Here is a 14675-nt window from a genome sequence, read left to right on the forward strand (position 1 = left end):
GAAAGCGCCTAGGAGGGAAATCATATGTACAAATCAGTCGTAGTAGGAACAGGACCATCCGGTCTAACAGCAGCTATTTACTTGGCACGTGCGAACCTAAGCCCACTTGTTATTGAAGGACCAGAACCAGGCGGACAGTTAACCACGACTACCGAAGTTGAGAACTTCCCAGGATTTCCCGAAGGGATTATGGGGCCTGAATTAATGGAAAACATGCGCAAGCAGGCAGAACGCTTTGGCGCTGAATTCAAAACAGGCTGGGTCAATTCCGTAGAATTAACGAACCGTCCATTTAAATTGCAAGTAGAAGGTCTGGGTGAAATCGAGACGGAAACACTGATTATTTCAACAGGTGCTTCTGCTAGATTGCTTGGGATCACGAATGAGAAAGAAAACATCGGACGCGGTGTAAGTACATGTGCAACGTGTGATGGTTTCTTCTTCCGCGGCAAAAAGATTATCGTCGTTGGTGGCGGTGACTCTGCTATGGAAGAGGCGAACTTCCTTACTCGCTTCGCTACAGAAGTGCGTTTGGTTCATCGCCGCGATGAGCTTCGTGCCTCCAAAATTATGCAGGACCGCGCTCGTGGAAACGAGAAGGTGAAGTGGTCGCTGAATAACACGCCGTTAGAGGTTGTAGCGGGTGACAAAGGCGTTACGGGCCTTAAAGTGAAAAACAACCAAACAGGTGCAGATGAAATCCTTGAAACGGACGGTATCTTCGTAGCTATCGGTCATACGCCGAATACGAAGTTCCTCGGTGGACAAATCGACACGGATGAGCATGGCTACATTATTGTGAAGCCAGGTACAACAGAAACGAACATCCCGGGCGTATTCGCTTGTGGTGACGTGCAAGATACGAAGTATCGTCAAGCCATTACAGCTGCAGGAAGCGGATGCGCAGCAGCGTTGGAAGCAGAGAAGTTCCTTGAAGGCAACAGCGTACACGACTGGAGTATTTCGTTGTAAGTCATTATGGCATTTCAGTTAACGTGGAGGGCTAAGCTTTCCACGTTTTCTCATTTACACAGGGTGCTGATGAATCTTGACCTCCCGGCAGGGTTGTCTTATAGTGGGAACAGGAGCATAAGTAAACCCCACAAAGTGACGATTGCCTTCGAAGCATATTCCTATTACTTTGCGGGGACCCCAGAAATTTTCCGAAAATTTTATGATTATTCATGAGGTGACCTTGAAATGTCCAATCAAATTTATATCGGTGTGGATCTTGGCGGTACGAATATTAAAGTAGGTATTTGTGACGAGCAAGGTAAGCTGCTTAAAACATTAGAAGGTCCTACTTCACCAGAACTAGGTGCACAGTCGGTACTTGAACGTATTGCGCAATATGTACGTCAAATTGTCGAAGAATCTGATTACTCATGGGAGCAAGTAGCAGGTATTGGCGCTGGTTTGGCTGGGTTCATGGATATTCCAAAAGGCTTTGTGAAATTCTCTCCGAACCTTCAATGGCATAACGTTCCTGCGAAGAAGACACTTGAAGCACTTCTGGGTAAACAAGTTAAAATTGATAACGATGCGAACGTAGCTGCACTAGGTGAGGCTTGGTCGGGAGCTGGAGCGGGCATTCCAAACGTCGTGTGCTATACACTTGGAACAGGTGTTGGCGGCGGTATCATCATTAACGGTAAAATTTATCAGGGATCTGCAGGTATGGCTGGAGAACTTGGACATATGTCCATCGTTCCTGACATTGAAGCGATTCAGTGCGGATGCGGCCAAATGGGCTGTCTTGAAACGGTATCCTCCGCGACAGGTATTGTTCGTATGGCTAAGGAAGCGGTGGAACGCGGTGAGCGTACATCACTAGCCCTTCATGAGAAAATTGAAGCTAAGCATGTGTTTGATGATGCGAAGAGCGGAGATGAAGTAGCTTTGCGCATCGTGAATCGTGCGGCTTATTATATCGGACGTTCGATGGCAGCACTTGCTGTTGTGATTAACCCTAAGCGCTTTATTATCGGCGGTGGCGTATCGAAGGCAGGAGAAATCCTATTCCAACCGATTCGTGAAACATTCATTAAGTTCACACCAGAAGCAGCTGCTGAGGGTGTTGAGATTGTTGCTGCGACACTTGGCAACGATGCTGGCGTTGTTGGAGCTGCAGGATTGAATTTACGATAGAAGGCTAGAGATCGGGTTCGCAGATGAACAGAAGAGAAGCTGATCTGCGAAAGCACCCCAAAGGAAGGTGTCATTCATGGAAGAAAACCACCCTTTACCGAAACTGGTCATCATTACAGGAATGTCGGGTGCAGGCAAGACAATTGCTGTTCAAAGCATGGAGGATTTGGGATTCTTCTGCGTTGATAACTTACCTCCCGTCCTGATTCCGAAGTTTGCCGAATTAATCGTGCAATCGATGGGTAAAATCGGTAAAGTCGCCTTGGTTATTGATCTGCGCGGACGTGAGTTTTTCACTGCGCTTCAAGAATCCTTGCGATACATCCAAGAGAATTACACGCTTAGCTATGAAATTCTATTCCTGGATGCTACGGATGCAACACTTGTACAGCGTTACAAGGAGAGTCGTCGCCGCCATCCATTAGCACCGGACGGGGCACCGCTTGAGGGAATAGGTCTTGAACGCAAGCTGCTTGAAGAACTCAAAGGCTTGGCCACGCAGGTGATTGATACCGGCAGCTTGAAGCCAGTGCAATTGAAAGAAAGAATTATTTCCCGGTTCACCAATCTAGAAACGAATCGCATATCTATAAATGTCATCTCTTTCGGGTTCAAGTATGGTGTCCCTATTGACGCTGATTTAATCTTTGATGTGCGTTTCTTGCCAAATCCTCATTATGTTGATCAGCTTCGTCCGCAAACAGGTCAAGATCCAGATGTCTATGATTATGTGATGAAGTGGTCGGAGACACAAGAATTCCTGACGAAGCTTCTGGATATGCTGAATTTCTTAATGCCTCAGTATAAGAAGGAAGGCAAGAGCCAGGTTGTTGTTGGCATTGGTTGTACAGGAGGTAAACATAGATCGGTTGCGATTACGGAATATCTAGGTAAGGTCATGGGGAACAGCGAGACCGAGACCGTGCGTCTTAGTCATCGGGATGCCGAACGGGACCGATTATAGGCGGCTATGTCATTAAGAGGGTGAAGAAGTATGGAGCTTGGACAATTACAACGTAAGCCCAGAATAGTCGTTATTGGCGGTGGAACAGGGCTCTCGGTCATGCTGAGAGGACTGAAAGAAAAGCCGGTTGATATCACAGCTATCGTGACCGTTGCAGACGACGGAGGAAGTTCCGGCATCTTGCGAAATGAGCTGCAGATGCCCCCTCCGGGCGATATTCGAAATGTGTTAACATCGTTAGCTGATGTCGAGCCATTATTGTCTTTAATGCTTCAATATCGATTTCAAAACGGTACAGGTTTAGCTGGACACAGTCTGGGAAATCTAATACTAGCGGCACTGACAGATATTACAGGTGATTTTGTTACCGCCGTACAAGAAATGAATCGCGTATTCGCTGTTCGGGGAAGAGTACTTCCGGCTTCGAATCAAGCCATTGTGTTGAAAGCCATTATGGAGGACGGGACTTTAGTTGTTGGGGAGTCCAAAATACCGAAGGCCGACGGACGGATCAAGAAAGTATTCATTGAACCAGCCGGTGTGACACCGCTCACAGAAGCGGTGCAAGCCATACGCGAGGCAGATGCCATCTTATGCGGTCCGGGCAGTTTATATACGAGCTTGCTTCCGAATTTGCTTGTTCCAGGAATTGCTAAGGAAATTGTTGCGTCTCATGCTGTAAAATTGTTCATCTGTAATGTTATGACACAGCCTGGTGAAACCGATGATTATTCCGTCAGTGACCATCTGGATGCGATTTATGATCACTTAGGTCAACATTTGTTTGATTATGTGATCGTGAATAATGGTGAAATTCCACCGCAGGTGCAAGCCAAATACGCGGAAAAAGGTTCGAAAGCGGTCCATTTAGATTTGGATGAAGTGACGAAAAGAGGATATCGGGTCATAGCAGATCGTCTTGTTTTATTCCGAACCTATCTTCGTCATGATGCAGAGAAATTGAGTGACCATATCTATCAGCTCGTCGAAAGCTGGCTGTTAAGGAAGAAGTGAGTCCCTTGTCCTTTGCGGCAACAACCAAAAAAGAATTAACCTTAATCAATGATTCGGAACCGTGTTGTGAAAAAGCGGAGTTATCAGCCCTTATTCGAATGAATGGTGCTGTTCAGTTAACGAGTCAGCGTGTCGTGTTGGATGTATCCACGGAGAACGCAGCTATTGCACGGCGGATTTACTCGCTGATCAAGAAGACGTATAATACACACACGGAGTTACTTGTGCGTAAGAAAATGCGTCTAAAGAAGAATAATGTGTACATTGTTAGGGTTCCCGGTCAAGTACAGGAGTTACTCAGTGATTTGAAAATCGTCTCTGAGGGGTTTATTTTCACGACGGGTATTAATAAGGACATTATTCGCGGCAATTGCTGCAAGCGCGCTTATCTTCGGGGGGCCTTCATGGCTGGCGGCTCCGTCAATAATCCGGAGGGATCTTCCTATCATTTGGAAATCGCTTCGATTTATGAAGAACACTGTAAAGCCTTAACACAGCTTGCGAACAAGTTCGACTTGAACGCCAGATTCATTGAACGTAAGAAAGGGTTCGTGCTGTACATCAAGGAAGGTGAGAAAATTATCGAGTTTCTGAATATCATTGGGGCTCATCAAGCACTGCTGCGCTTCGAGGATGTCCGGATTATGAAGGATATGCGGAATTCGGTGAATCGCATCGTGAACTGTGAAACAGCGAACTTGAACAAAACGATCGGGGCAGCCGTAAGACAAATCGAAAATATTCGATTGCTGCAACGGGAGATCGGTCTCGATAGCTTACCTGAGAAGCTAAGAGAGGTTGCAGAGATAAGACTTCAGCATCCTGATTTGAATTTAAAGGAAGTTGGAGACATGCTTTCGGGCAGTGTCAGCAAGTCAGGCGTGAATCATCGCTTGCGAAAAATAGACGAATTAGCCGAAAAACATCGAAATTCGTAGATAAGTTGGGGCTGCATAACGCTTGTATAAGTTTTTCGCATTTTTTCTAGTGTACTTGAAGGAAAAATGCTATAATATTAAAACATAAGGTATACGCTGTTATTAATAGTAATCCATATAAGCTCCACACTAGGGGGAATTAGTTCCATGTCCAGACGTCCAGTCGTTGTGAAGTTGAGAACAGGACTTCATGCCAGACCTGCGGCATTGTTTGTTCAAGAGGCGAATAAGTTTTCATCGGAGATCTTTGTTGAGAAGGATGAAAAGAAAGTGAATGCGAAAAGCATCATGGGAATTATGAGTCTTGCGATCAGCACAGGGACCGAAGTCTTCATAAGTGCAGAAGGTTCGGATGCAGAGCAGGCTGTAAACGCTTTAGTCACATTAGTCAGTAAGGAAGAATTGGAAAACCAATAATCCTTTAAAAGCCACCTTTCGAGGGGGCTTTTTTGCAGTTTACCACAATAGAAAGTATAAGTTTTCGGTTTCCGAAAACGTCTTTCTATTTGGCGATAAAACCATTTATAGGGATCTTTGGTCGGAGACGAAAGTCTCTCTCCTCTCTAAACGCGGTCGCGCATCTTTGAATTGCCTCGATAGAGGTTTTCTCATCGAGTAAATCGCAATTCGTCTAAAAGTGTCAAAATTGTTAACAATTAGTGGAAAAAGCAACCTTTTTCGCTTGGCTACGTCTAATAAACGTGGTCATGATGGATAGGGCTTTTTATATTTCATTGTGGCGTGCCGATCCCAAGCTTTAAGAAGGAGCCGAAGTGAAATGAGTGTAGTAAAGAAAGAAATGATTGCTCTATTGGCCGTTCTCGTATTTCTAGTCAGTACGATTACAGCACCAGCCGCACATGCGGTATCAACAAGCTCGTCCTTTATTTTACTTTATATTGATAAGTCAGAAGCATTCGTGAATCAGGAGCAAATTCATCTCGAATCCCCATCTACGATTATTGATGGAAGCACTTTCGTTCCAGCCAAATTCTTAGGTGATACACTGGGCTTTCAAGTGGAGTGGAATGATTTATCCCGCACGATTCAAATGGCACCTCCAGGCTTCAACATTGTGCTTGATTCCGATCACAAGACGGTGACAACGAATGGGGTGGATGTACCCTTTAATTCAGTAGCCGCTATCGTGAATGGTAAGTTGCTCGTGAAGCTGACATGGTTAGCTGATTACATGGGTGCAAAGTACACGTATAACAGTGAACTGAGACGCGTAGAGATTGTACATTTTAAAGCGCCTGAGGGCATCTATATTGATCAAGATAGTAATTCTCGCCCTGTTGCCAAGTTTGCTACTGCGAAGCCTACCTACAGACTTGGTGAGCCTGTTAAATATTTGGATCTGAGCTATGATCCAGATGCAGAAGGTATCGCATCCTACGATTGGACAGGTAACCAAGAGGCCTTCTTCAAACCAGGCCAATATCCGGTGACCTTAACGGTCAAGGATCGACATAACCATGTGAGTAAATTGTTCAAAAGCTACGTGACCGTGGTTAATGAGTCGTACTTATCAGAAGTAGAGTATCCGATTTATATGAAGCCGGTTGGCGGGTTCATTAAAACGAACTGGTCGACGATTTGGTCACATTTTAATGAATTGCCGATGCTTCCGAAGGAAGTAAAAGAAGTGCAAGGTCGCACGCTGCTTGTGAGCGACAGTCCAGAAGAGTTCACAACGAGCGGTATTTTGTATCAGGACAATATTAACGGCAAAGCACGCCTATACGCGGATCATATTAATGGCACGCAAAAGAAGATGACAATGGCGATCTTCGCCACGAACAACACAGATAAACCGGTTACGATCAAAACGACGAATAAAGGTGAAGTCTATCCTTCCGTTTATGCGAACTTGATTGGCAGCGAAGCGTCGGTTGATTTCCTTCTTAATAATGTGTACACAGATGAAATGACGGTTTTGCCTCACGCAAGTTATGTGTATGCGAAGCTGCCTGAATTCTATCCAGGGCAAGGTGTTAATTTGTTCTATGATGTCGAAACAAACGGTGAGCTACAAATGTCCTTTATCGCAACGGATAAGATGCTGACACCAACGACAGTGAAAGAATTGCCTTTGCTTTCCTTTAACGGTCATGTTCGCGGAACCTTCCCGGTTTCGGAGATTCAGTGGAAAGTTGATGCCTCGAGCTTCACGAAAGCCTCCGTATTAACGATCGGTGATAATAAGACGGATCCGTTCGTCAAAGGTTATGACGTGATGCGGAAGATGAATGTGGAGAACGGCGGGAATTATGGCGTGGTCTATAAAATCCATGCGGATAAGCCGCGCAAAATGGCTGTGATGATCATGGCTAGAGGCGGCGTGTTCAAAGGGCCGTTTAAAATCAATGGTGAAATCATTCCTGTACCGTATTCCGGTGTCATTACGGCATTCGATGGCTTGGAAGTACTGGCACGTACGACAGGTACAGAAGATGCGTTAGATATTGAGTTCACGCCTCCAGCGGGCTCAGCGTTTCCGATTGATTTGATTTTCTATCCATTGGAAGAAAAGAAGTAACGTAAGTAAAACAAAAAACCAGCCGATCTTCATCGCTCACCGGAGCGTTTGAAGATCGGCTGGTTTTTCTCTTGTATAAAATTAGACGCGCTCGATGACTTTATCGATGAGTCCGTATTCGGCTGCTTCCTTAGCGCTCATGAAATTATCGCGGTCGGTATCCTTCTCGATACGCTCGAAGGTTTGTCCTGTGCGCTCAGCTAGGATGGTGTTCAGGTTGTCTCTCATTTTCAAAATGCGCTTTGCGCGAATTTCGATGTCTGAGGCTTGACCTTCTGCGCCGCCAAGCGGTTGGTGAATCATGACTTCGCTGTTCGGAAGCGCATAACGCTTACCTTTGGCACCGGCTGTGAGCAAGAAGGCGCCCATCGAAGCGGCCATACCTACACAGATCGTGGATACGTCCGGTTTGATGAACTGCATCGTGTCGAAGATGGCCATACCGGCTGTGATCGAGCCGCCTGGGCTGTTAATGTAAAGCGAGATATCTTTATCAGGATCTTGAGCGGCCAAGAAGAGCAACTGAGCAATGATGGAATTCGCCACAACATCGTTGACACCCGTGCCTAAGAATATAATGCGGTCCTTCAGCAAGCGAGAGTAGATGTCATATCCTCTTTCACCGCGCGCGTCCTGTTCGACGACCATAGGAATAAAACTCATGAGAATGACCTCCTTGGGGTTGGGTTACATACTATTTACAGTATCTACAAGTATGATAACGAAAAAACGTCTGAAGGTCAAGAAAGGTCAAACTAAACGCAAAAAAAAATCAGCTTCGAAGCTGATTTAGGGTTCCTGACTAAGTATAGCTATTGTTTTTAGTGGACGCGCCCGAAAGGAATCGAACCTTTATCTCAGGCTTCGGAGGCCTACGTCATATCCATTGGACCACGGGCGCATAGCTTTGAAAAAGAGAAGCAAGGGTTATTATAAGTCAGCCGTCCAGAAAAAGCAAGATGGTAAGCCCTTTCAAGCCCAATTAGAGAAAAATGTTTGAACAAATGTTGAATGTTGCGCAGAAAATGGTTATAATAAGAAATGTTAATGAGAAACGAAATATGAATTGAGCAAGGAACTTTTTTTTTCGTCCGGGTGGGACACAAAATGCATACCCGGGACATAAAATGTCCTGCGATGGATCGGAGCGTTAGGAGTCGTCCTATGAGAGAGATTCTAGACATTCAGAAACAGCTCATGCCTGATCTTATGGACATCATGAAGAAACGCTACTCGATTCTGCAACACATCTTAGTTTCCGGTGTTGTCGGACGAAGGACGTTAGCGTCCTCACTCGATATGACGGAGCGTGTACTTCGCGGTGAAGTGGATTTCCTGAAGGAGCTAGGGCTTCTGGAGTCTGACGTAAGCGGTATGAAGATCAGCGAGTCTGGTCGTCAGCTGCTGGAGGATATGCAGCCAATCATTAAGATGGCGTTTGGCCTGACGGATTTGGAAGACAGCATTGCTAAAGCTTTTCACATTTCAAATGTGATCATTGTTCCAGGAGATTCTGACACTTCTGTATTTACGAAGAAGGAGCTTGGACGCGCTGGTGCGGCCGCCCTACGTAAATATGTGGCCAAAGATGATATCATCGCAGTAACCGGTGGATCGACGATGGCGCAGATAGCTAATAACCTAGCGATATCTTCTTCGATGAAGGGCAGTTGGTTCGTCCCTGCACGAGGTGGACTTGGTGAAAGTGTAGATATGCAAGCGAACACGATTGCTTCCATTATGGCCAAGAAAACAGGCGGGAAATACAGACTGCTGCATGTCCCAGATCATCTTGGAGAAGAAGCGTATCAATCGCTCATTCAAGATCCGCAGATTCAGGAAGTTGTGAACGCAGTGCGGAGTTGTCGCATTGTTGTCCATGGTATCGGAGATGCTATGGTCATGGCACGCAGACGTAAGGTAGATGCTGAGACTACGGGCAGTCTGAGAGCGGATGGGGCACTTGCTGAGGCGCTCGGGTATTATTTTGACCGCCAAGGAAATGTGGTTCATAAGATGCCGACAGTCGGACTACGGCTGGAAGATCTGCAGCGTGTTGAGGTCGTGATTGGTGTTGCTGGCGGGAAGAGCAAGGGGGAAGCGATCGCTTCTGTACTGCGACATGGGCAAGAAGATGTGCTTGTCACAGACGAAGCAGCAGCCCTAGAAATTATGAAGCATGTTTAACAAAGAAGTTGACATCATAACGTATGCCTTCTTGGCTGCGTTTTGAAATATAATATTTTATGTAATCTTAGGAGGAACTGACTATGACAACAAAAGTAGGTATTAACGGTTTCGGACGTATTGGTCGTAACGTATTCCGCGCGGCATTAAACAGCAATGATGTACAAATCGTGGCAGTAAATGATTTGACTGACGTTAAAACTTTGGCGCACTTGCTTAAATATGACACTACTCACGGTAAACTAGACGCTACAGTTGAAGCTGGCGAAGGCGAATTGATCGTTAACGGTCGTTCCATCAAGGTTTTTGCTGAGCGTGACCCTGGGAACCTGCCTTGGGCTTCTGTAGGCGCTGAAATCGTAATCGAGTCCACTGGAATTTTCACAGCAAAAGAAAAAGCATCCCTTCACTTGAAAGGTGGAGCTAAGAAAGTTATCATTTCCGCTCCTGCTTCTGACGAAGATATCACAATCGTACTTGGTGTTAACGAAGACAAATACGATCCAGCTGCACACACAATCATCTCCAACGCTTCATGTACTACGAACTGTCTGGCTCCTTTCGCGAAAGTTATCAACGATAGCTTCGGAATCGTAAAAGGTATGATGACAACTGTTCACTCGTACACAAATGACCAATCCGTTCTTGACGTTCCACATAAAGACCTTCGTCGTGCTCGTGCAGCAGCTGAGAACATCATTCCTTCCAGCACTGGCGCAGCAAAAGCAATCGGTCTAGTTCTTCCTGAGCTTAAAGGCAAATTGAACGGTATGGCTATGCGTGTTCCTACACCTAACGTATCCGTAACTGATTTGGTTGTTGAGCTTAAAGTTAACGTAACTGTTGACGAAGTAAACGCAGCTTTGAAACAAGCTTCCGAAGGCCCTCTTAAAGGCATTCTGAACTACACAGAAGATGCACTTGTATCCAGCGACTTCAATGGTGACCCAGCTTCTTCCACAATCGACGCTTTGTCCACAATGGTAGTTGGCGACAACATGTTGAAAGTTGTTTCCTGGTACGATAACGAGTGGGGTTACTCCAACCGCGTTGTTGACTTGGTAGCTTACATCGCGAAAAAAGGTCTGTAATTTCATAATCATCACATAAAAAACCACATGAAGGGGAGAAGCGATTCTCCTCTTTATGTGCGATTTACACATATACAAGGATAGAACTGGAAGAAGACCATACACGCCAAAGCTTGTGCTTACGAAGTCAGTTTTCTGACGAAAACTTTTAGGAGGCTTTTACAATGAATAAGAAAAGTGTTCGCGATGTTGAAGTAGCTGGTAAAAGAGTATTTGTTCGCGTTGATTTCAACGTACCTGTAGAAAACGGTCAAATCACCGATGATACGCGCATCAGAGAAACGCTTCCTACGATAAAATTCTTAGTAGAGCAAGGTGCTAAAGTTATTCTTGCTGCCCATTTTGGTCGTCCAAACGGACAAGTGGTTGAAGAACTTCGTTTAACGCCAGTTGCTGCAAAATTGGCTGAGCTTCTTGGTCAATCCGTGATTAAAGCGGATGTATCCGTTGGTGAAATCGTGAAAGCACAAGTCGATGCGCTTGAAAATGGCGACGTTCTTTTGCTTGAAAACGTTCGTTTCAACGAAGGTGAAGAGAAGAATGATCCTGAGTTGGCAAAAGCTTTCGCTGATCTGGCTGATCTGTTCGTGAATGATGCTTTCGGTGCTGCTCACCGTGCACATGCGTCGACGGCAGGCATTGCAGCTTATATCCCAGCAGTTTCGGGTCTTTTGATGGAGAAAGAACTTGATGTTCTAGGCAAAGCACTGAATAACCCAGAGCGTCCTTTCACAGCCATCGTGGGCGGATCCAAAGTGAAAGACAAAATCGCTGTCATTGAAAACCTCCTGAACATTGCAGATAACGTCCTGATTGGTGGCGGTCTGTCCTATACATTCTTGAAAGCACAAGGCTATGAAGTCGGTAAATCGCTTCTGGACAATTCGAAGCTTGATTTAGCGCTTAGCTTTATTGCGAAAGCAAAAGAAAAAGGTGTGAACTTCCTGCTTCCAGTGGATATCGTTGTTGCTGATAAATTCGGCGCTGATGCTAACGTGCAAATCGTAGACATCGACAGCATTCCTGCAGATTGGGAAGGCATTGACATCGGACCGAAAACACGTGAACTTTACGCAGACGTTATTGCGAAGTCCAAACTGGTTGTTTGGAACGGACCAATGGGCGTATTCGAAATCGAGCCTTTCTCCCACGGAACACGTGCAGTAGCGCAAGCTTGTGCAACGACTGAGGGTTACACAGTTATCGGTGGCGGCGATTCTGCTGCTGCAACAGAGAAATTCCACTTAGCTGAGCAAATGAACCATATGTCCACAGGCGGCGGCGCTTCCTTGGAGTTTATGGAAGGTAAAGCATTGCCAGGCGTAGTAGCACTTAACGACAAATAAGAAATTATTTTTCATAAAAGGAGACTTACCATGAGTAGAACACCGATCATCGCGGGTAACTGGAAAATGTTCAAAACCGTTTCCGAAGCAATCAGCTTCGTGAACGAAGTGAAAGGCAGCACAGTAGAAGGCGTGGAGAGCGTAATTTGTTCCCCTTTTACAAACTTGCCAGCACTGGTTGAAGCTACAAAAGGTACTGACGTACATGTTGGCGCACAAAACCTTCACTTTGAAGATAACGGCGCATTCACAGGTGAAATCAGCGGCGTTATGCTGAAAGATCTTGGCGTTGAATATGTAATCATCGGTCACTCCGAGCGTAGAGCTTACTTCGCTGAGTCCGACGAAATCGTGAACAAGAAAGTCGTTGCGGCTTTCAAACACGGCTTGAAACCAATTCTTTGCGTAGGCGAGAAGTTGGAAGAGCGTGAAGCGGGTCAAACGAAAGAAGTTTGTAAAGTACAAACAGAAGCGGCTTTCGCTGGTCTTAGCGCAGAACAAGCTGCACAAGTGGTTATCGCATACGAGCCAATCTGGGCAATCGGTACAGGTAAATCTTCAACAGCTGAAGATGCACAAGACGTGATCGGTTACATCCGTACATTGGTGAGCGGTCTTTACGGCACAGCAGTTGCAGACGTAGTTCGTATCCAATACGGCGGCAGCGTAAAACCGAACAACATTGCTGAGTACATGGCACAGCCTGACATCGACGGCGCACTTGTAGGTGGAGCGAGCTTAGAGTCCGCTTCCTATATCCAACTCGTCCAGGGGGCGAAGTAACATGTCCAGACCGAAACCGGTAGCACTCATCATTCTCGATGGCTTCGGACTCCGCTCGGAAGAGCAGGGGAATGCGGTTGCTCATGCCAAAAAGCCGAACTATGACCGTTACTGGTCGACGTTCCCTCATACAACCCTCACCGCTTGCGGTGAGGCTGTAGGTTTGCCAGAAGGTCAGATGGGGAATTCTGAAGTAGGACACCTGAACATCGGCGCAGGCCGTACTGTGTATCAGGATCTGACACGGATTTCGAAATCGATTCGTGATGGTGAATTTTACGACAATGAAACGATTCTAGGCGCTGTTCGTCACGCCAAAGAAAACGGCAAGAAACTTCACCTGTATGGATTGCTTTCTGACGGCGGTGTACATAGTCATATTCAGCATTTATTTGCTCTATTGGACTTGGCGAAGAAAGAAGAGTTCAGCGAAGTTTACATCCACGCATTCTTGGACGGCCGCGACGTGGCTCCAGATTCTGCGAAGGGGTATATGGAAGAGCTTTTGAACAAAATCGAGGAAGTCGGCGTAGGCAAAATTGCGACCGTACAAGGCCGCTATTATGCGATGGACCGCGATAAACGCTGGGAGCGTACGGAGAAATCCTACCGCGCCATGGTGTATGGCGATGGTCCAACTTACACGGATCCGATGAAAGCGATCGTAGAATCCTATGAGAAATCCGTCTTCGACGAGTTCGTTATGCCAACGGTTATCGTTGGTAACGATGGTCAGCCGGTAGGACTTGTAGAATCAGGCGATGCGGTTATCTTTTTTAACTTCCGCCCTGACCGTGCGATCCAGCTTTCCCAAGTCTTCACGAATGAAGACTTCCGTGGCTTTGATCGCGGTCCTAAGGTAGCGAAGAACCTCTACTACGTATGTCTGACGTTGTTCAGTGAGTCCGTAGACGGTTTCGTAGCGTATAAACCGAAGAATCTCGATAACACACTTGGCGAGGTTCTGGCTCAGAATGGTCTGAAACAGCTTCGCGCAGCGGAAACTGAGAAGTATCCGCACGTAACATTCTTCTTCAGCGGTGGTCGTGATGCTGAATTACCAGGCGAAACTCGCTTGTTGATTCCTTCACCGAAGGTTGCTACGTACGATTTGCAACCGGAAATGAGCGCTTATGAATTAGCGGATGCGGTGGTTAAAGAAGTAGAAGCTGAGCGTCATGATGTGATCATCTTGAACTTTGCAAACCCTGACATGGTAGGTCACTCTGGATTGCTTGAACCAACAGTGAAAGCGATCGAAGCGACTGACGATTGTCTTGGTAAAGTAGTCGAAGCTATTCTAGCTAAAGGCGGCGTAGTCTGCATCACAGCGGATCACGGAAATGCCGATGTCGTTACGAATGCGGACGGCTCACGCAATACAGCACACACAACGAATCCGGTGCCTTTTATTGTGACGGACAAATCTGTTACACTAAGAGATGGCGGTATTCTGGCAGATATTGCTCCAACGATGCTAGACTTCTTAGAAGTACAGCAACCGGAGCAAATGACCGGTGTAACAATTTTAAACAAGTGAGAAAACCTTTATCGAAGTCATTCAGAGATGAGCGACCGCGTTTAGAGGTAGGTTTTATCGCCAATAAGTAAGCTGTTTTCGGGAACCGAAAACTTATACTTACTTATGTGGAAATACTAATT

Annotated in this window: 13 protein-coding genes and 1 tRNA gene; 12 read left to right on the forward strand and 2 right to left on the reverse strand. The window is 46.1% G+C overall.

Annotation, left to right across the window (positions count from 1 at the left end; all coding sequences use genetic code 11):
* The first annotated feature begins 24 nt into the window (after positions 1-24).
* The 7 genes from trxB (at position 25) to AC1DVJ_RS21515 (ending at position 7606) form a co-directional block, all read left to right on the forward strand.
* Positions 25-972, forward strand: coding sequence for a thioredoxin-disulfide reductase (trxB, locus tag AC1DVJ_RS21485; RefSeq protein WP_477593208.1), 948 nt, complete (start codon positions 25-27; stop codon positions 970-972).
* Positions 973-1200: 228 nt separating this feature from the next.
* Positions 1201-2148 carry an ROK family glucokinase gene (locus AC1DVJ_RS21490; protein WP_477593209.1) on the forward strand — a complete coding sequence of 316 codons (948 nt, stop codon included), beginning with the start codon at positions 1201-1203 and terminating at the stop codon, positions 2146-2148.
* Between the two features lie 76 nt (positions 2149-2224).
* Positions 2225-3112 carry an RNase adapter RapZ gene (rapZ, locus tag AC1DVJ_RS21495; RefSeq protein ID WP_477593210.1) on the forward strand — a complete coding sequence of 296 codons (888 nt, stop codon included), beginning with the start codon at positions 2225-2227 and terminating at the stop codon, positions 3110-3112.
* A 30-nt stretch (positions 3113-3142) separates the two neighbouring features.
* Entirely contained in the window at positions 3143-4126 is a 984-nt protein-coding gene (locus AC1DVJ_RS21500; RefSeq protein ID WP_477593211.1) for a gluconeogenesis factor YvcK family protein, read from the forward strand.
* Positions 4127-4131: 5 nt separating this feature from the next.
* A complete protein-coding gene (gene whiA, locus AC1DVJ_RS21505) occupies positions 4132-5064 on the forward strand; it encodes a DNA-binding protein WhiA (protein ID WP_065851303.1) in 933 nt (310 codons plus the stop codon).
* Positions 5065-5211: 147 nt separating this feature from the next.
* Positions 5212-5481, forward strand: coding sequence for an HPr family phosphocarrier protein (locus AC1DVJ_RS21510; RefSeq protein WP_028555561.1), 270 nt, complete (start codon positions 5212-5214; stop codon positions 5479-5481).
* A gap of 361 nt (positions 5482-5842) precedes the next feature.
* Positions 5843-7606 (forward strand): stalk domain-containing protein, encoded by a 1764-nt coding sequence (locus tag AC1DVJ_RS21515; RefSeq protein ID WP_477593212.1) that lies wholly within the window; start codon positions 5843-5845, stop codon positions 7604-7606.
* Positions 7607-7687: 81 nt separating this feature from the next.
* Here the strand turns inward: AC1DVJ_RS21515 and clpP are convergent, their stop codons facing one another.
* Together clpP and AC1DVJ_RS21525 are read right to left on the reverse strand one after the other, a co-directional pair.
* Positions 7688-8269: an ATP-dependent Clp endopeptidase proteolytic subunit ClpP gene (gene clpP, locus AC1DVJ_RS21520; RefSeq protein ID WP_028555559.1), complete on the reverse strand. Its 582-nt coding sequence runs from the start codon at positions 8267-8269 to the stop codon at positions 7688-7690.
* 166 nt (positions 8270-8435) lie between these two features.
* Positions 8436-8507: transfer RNA gene (locus AC1DVJ_RS21525), tRNA-Arg, on the reverse strand.
* 263 nt (positions 8508-8770) lie between these two features.
* Between AC1DVJ_RS21525 and AC1DVJ_RS21530 the strand changes: the two genes are divergently transcribed.
* From AC1DVJ_RS21530 to gpmI, 5 genes are all read left to right on the forward strand, one after another.
* A complete protein-coding gene (locus tag AC1DVJ_RS21530) occupies positions 8771-9793 on the forward strand; it encodes a sugar-binding transcriptional regulator (RefSeq protein ID WP_477593213.1) in 1023 nt (340 codons plus the stop codon).
* An 83-nt stretch (positions 9794-9876) separates the two neighbouring features.
* Positions 9877-10884: a type I glyceraldehyde-3-phosphate dehydrogenase gene (gene gap, locus AC1DVJ_RS21535; RefSeq protein WP_477593214.1), complete on the forward strand. Its 1008-nt coding sequence runs from the start codon at positions 9877-9879 to the stop codon at positions 10882-10884.
* Between the two features lie 164 nt (positions 10885-11048).
* Entirely contained in the window at positions 11049-12230 is a 1182-nt protein-coding gene (locus tag AC1DVJ_RS21540) for a phosphoglycerate kinase (protein WP_477593215.1), read from the forward strand.
* A 30-nt stretch (positions 12231-12260) separates the two neighbouring features.
* Positions 12261-13013 (forward strand): triose-phosphate isomerase, encoded by a 753-nt coding sequence (gene tpiA / locus AC1DVJ_RS21545; RefSeq protein ID WP_477593216.1) that lies wholly within the window; start codon positions 12261-12263, stop codon positions 13011-13013.
* Between the two features lies 1 nt (position 13014).
* Entirely contained in the window at positions 13015-14553 is a 1539-nt protein-coding gene (gene gpmI, locus AC1DVJ_RS21550) for a 2,3-bisphosphoglycerate-independent phosphoglycerate mutase (RefSeq protein ID WP_477593217.1), read from the forward strand.
* Positions 14554-14675 lie beyond the last annotated feature (122 nt).

Source organism: Paenibacillus sp. P4_A9 (assembly GCF_056402415.1).

Bases quoted from the DNA above. Each gene is read 5' to 3' on its own strand.
- trxB (WP_477593208.1), top strand. From the start codon at position 25: ATGTACAAATCAGTCGTAGTAGGAACAGGACCATCCGGTCTAACAGCA.
- AC1DVJ_RS21490 (WP_477593209.1), top strand. From the start codon at position 1,201: ATGTCCAATCAAATTTATATCGGTGTGGATCTTGGCGGTACGAATATT.
- rapZ (WP_477593210.1), top strand. From the start codon at position 2,225: ATGGAAGAAAACCACCCTTTACCGAAACTGGTCATCATTACAGGAATG.
- AC1DVJ_RS21500 (WP_477593211.1), top strand. From the start codon at position 3,143: ATGGAGCTTGGACAATTACAACGTAAGCCCAGAATAGTCGTTATTGGC.
- AC1DVJ_RS21510 (WP_028555561.1), top strand. From the start codon at position 5,212: ATGTCCAGACGTCCAGTCGTTGTGAAGTTGAGAACAGGACTTCATGCC.
- AC1DVJ_RS21515 (WP_477593212.1), top strand. From the start codon at position 5,843: ATGAGTGTAGTAAAGAAAGAAATGATTGCTCTATTGGCCGTTCTCGTA.
- clpP (WP_028555559.1), bottom strand. From the start codon at position 8,269: ATGAGTTTTATTCCTATGGTCGTCGAACAGGACGCGCGCGGTGAAAGA.
- AC1DVJ_RS21530 (WP_477593213.1), top strand. From the start codon at position 8,771: ATGAGAGAGATTCTAGACATTCAGAAACAGCTCATGCCTGATCTTATG.
- gap (WP_477593214.1), top strand. From the start codon at position 9,877: ATGACAACAAAAGTAGGTATTAACGGTTTCGGACGTATTGGTCGTAAC.
- AC1DVJ_RS21540 (WP_477593215.1), top strand. From the start codon at position 11,049: ATGAATAAGAAAAGTGTTCGCGATGTTGAAGTAGCTGGTAAAAGAGTA.
- tpiA (WP_477593216.1), top strand. From the start codon at position 12,261: ATGAGTAGAACACCGATCATCGCGGGTAACTGGAAAATGTTCAAAACC.
- gpmI (WP_477593217.1), top strand. From the start codon at position 13,015: ATGTCCAGACCGAAACCGGTAGCACTCATCATTCTCGATGGCTTCGGA.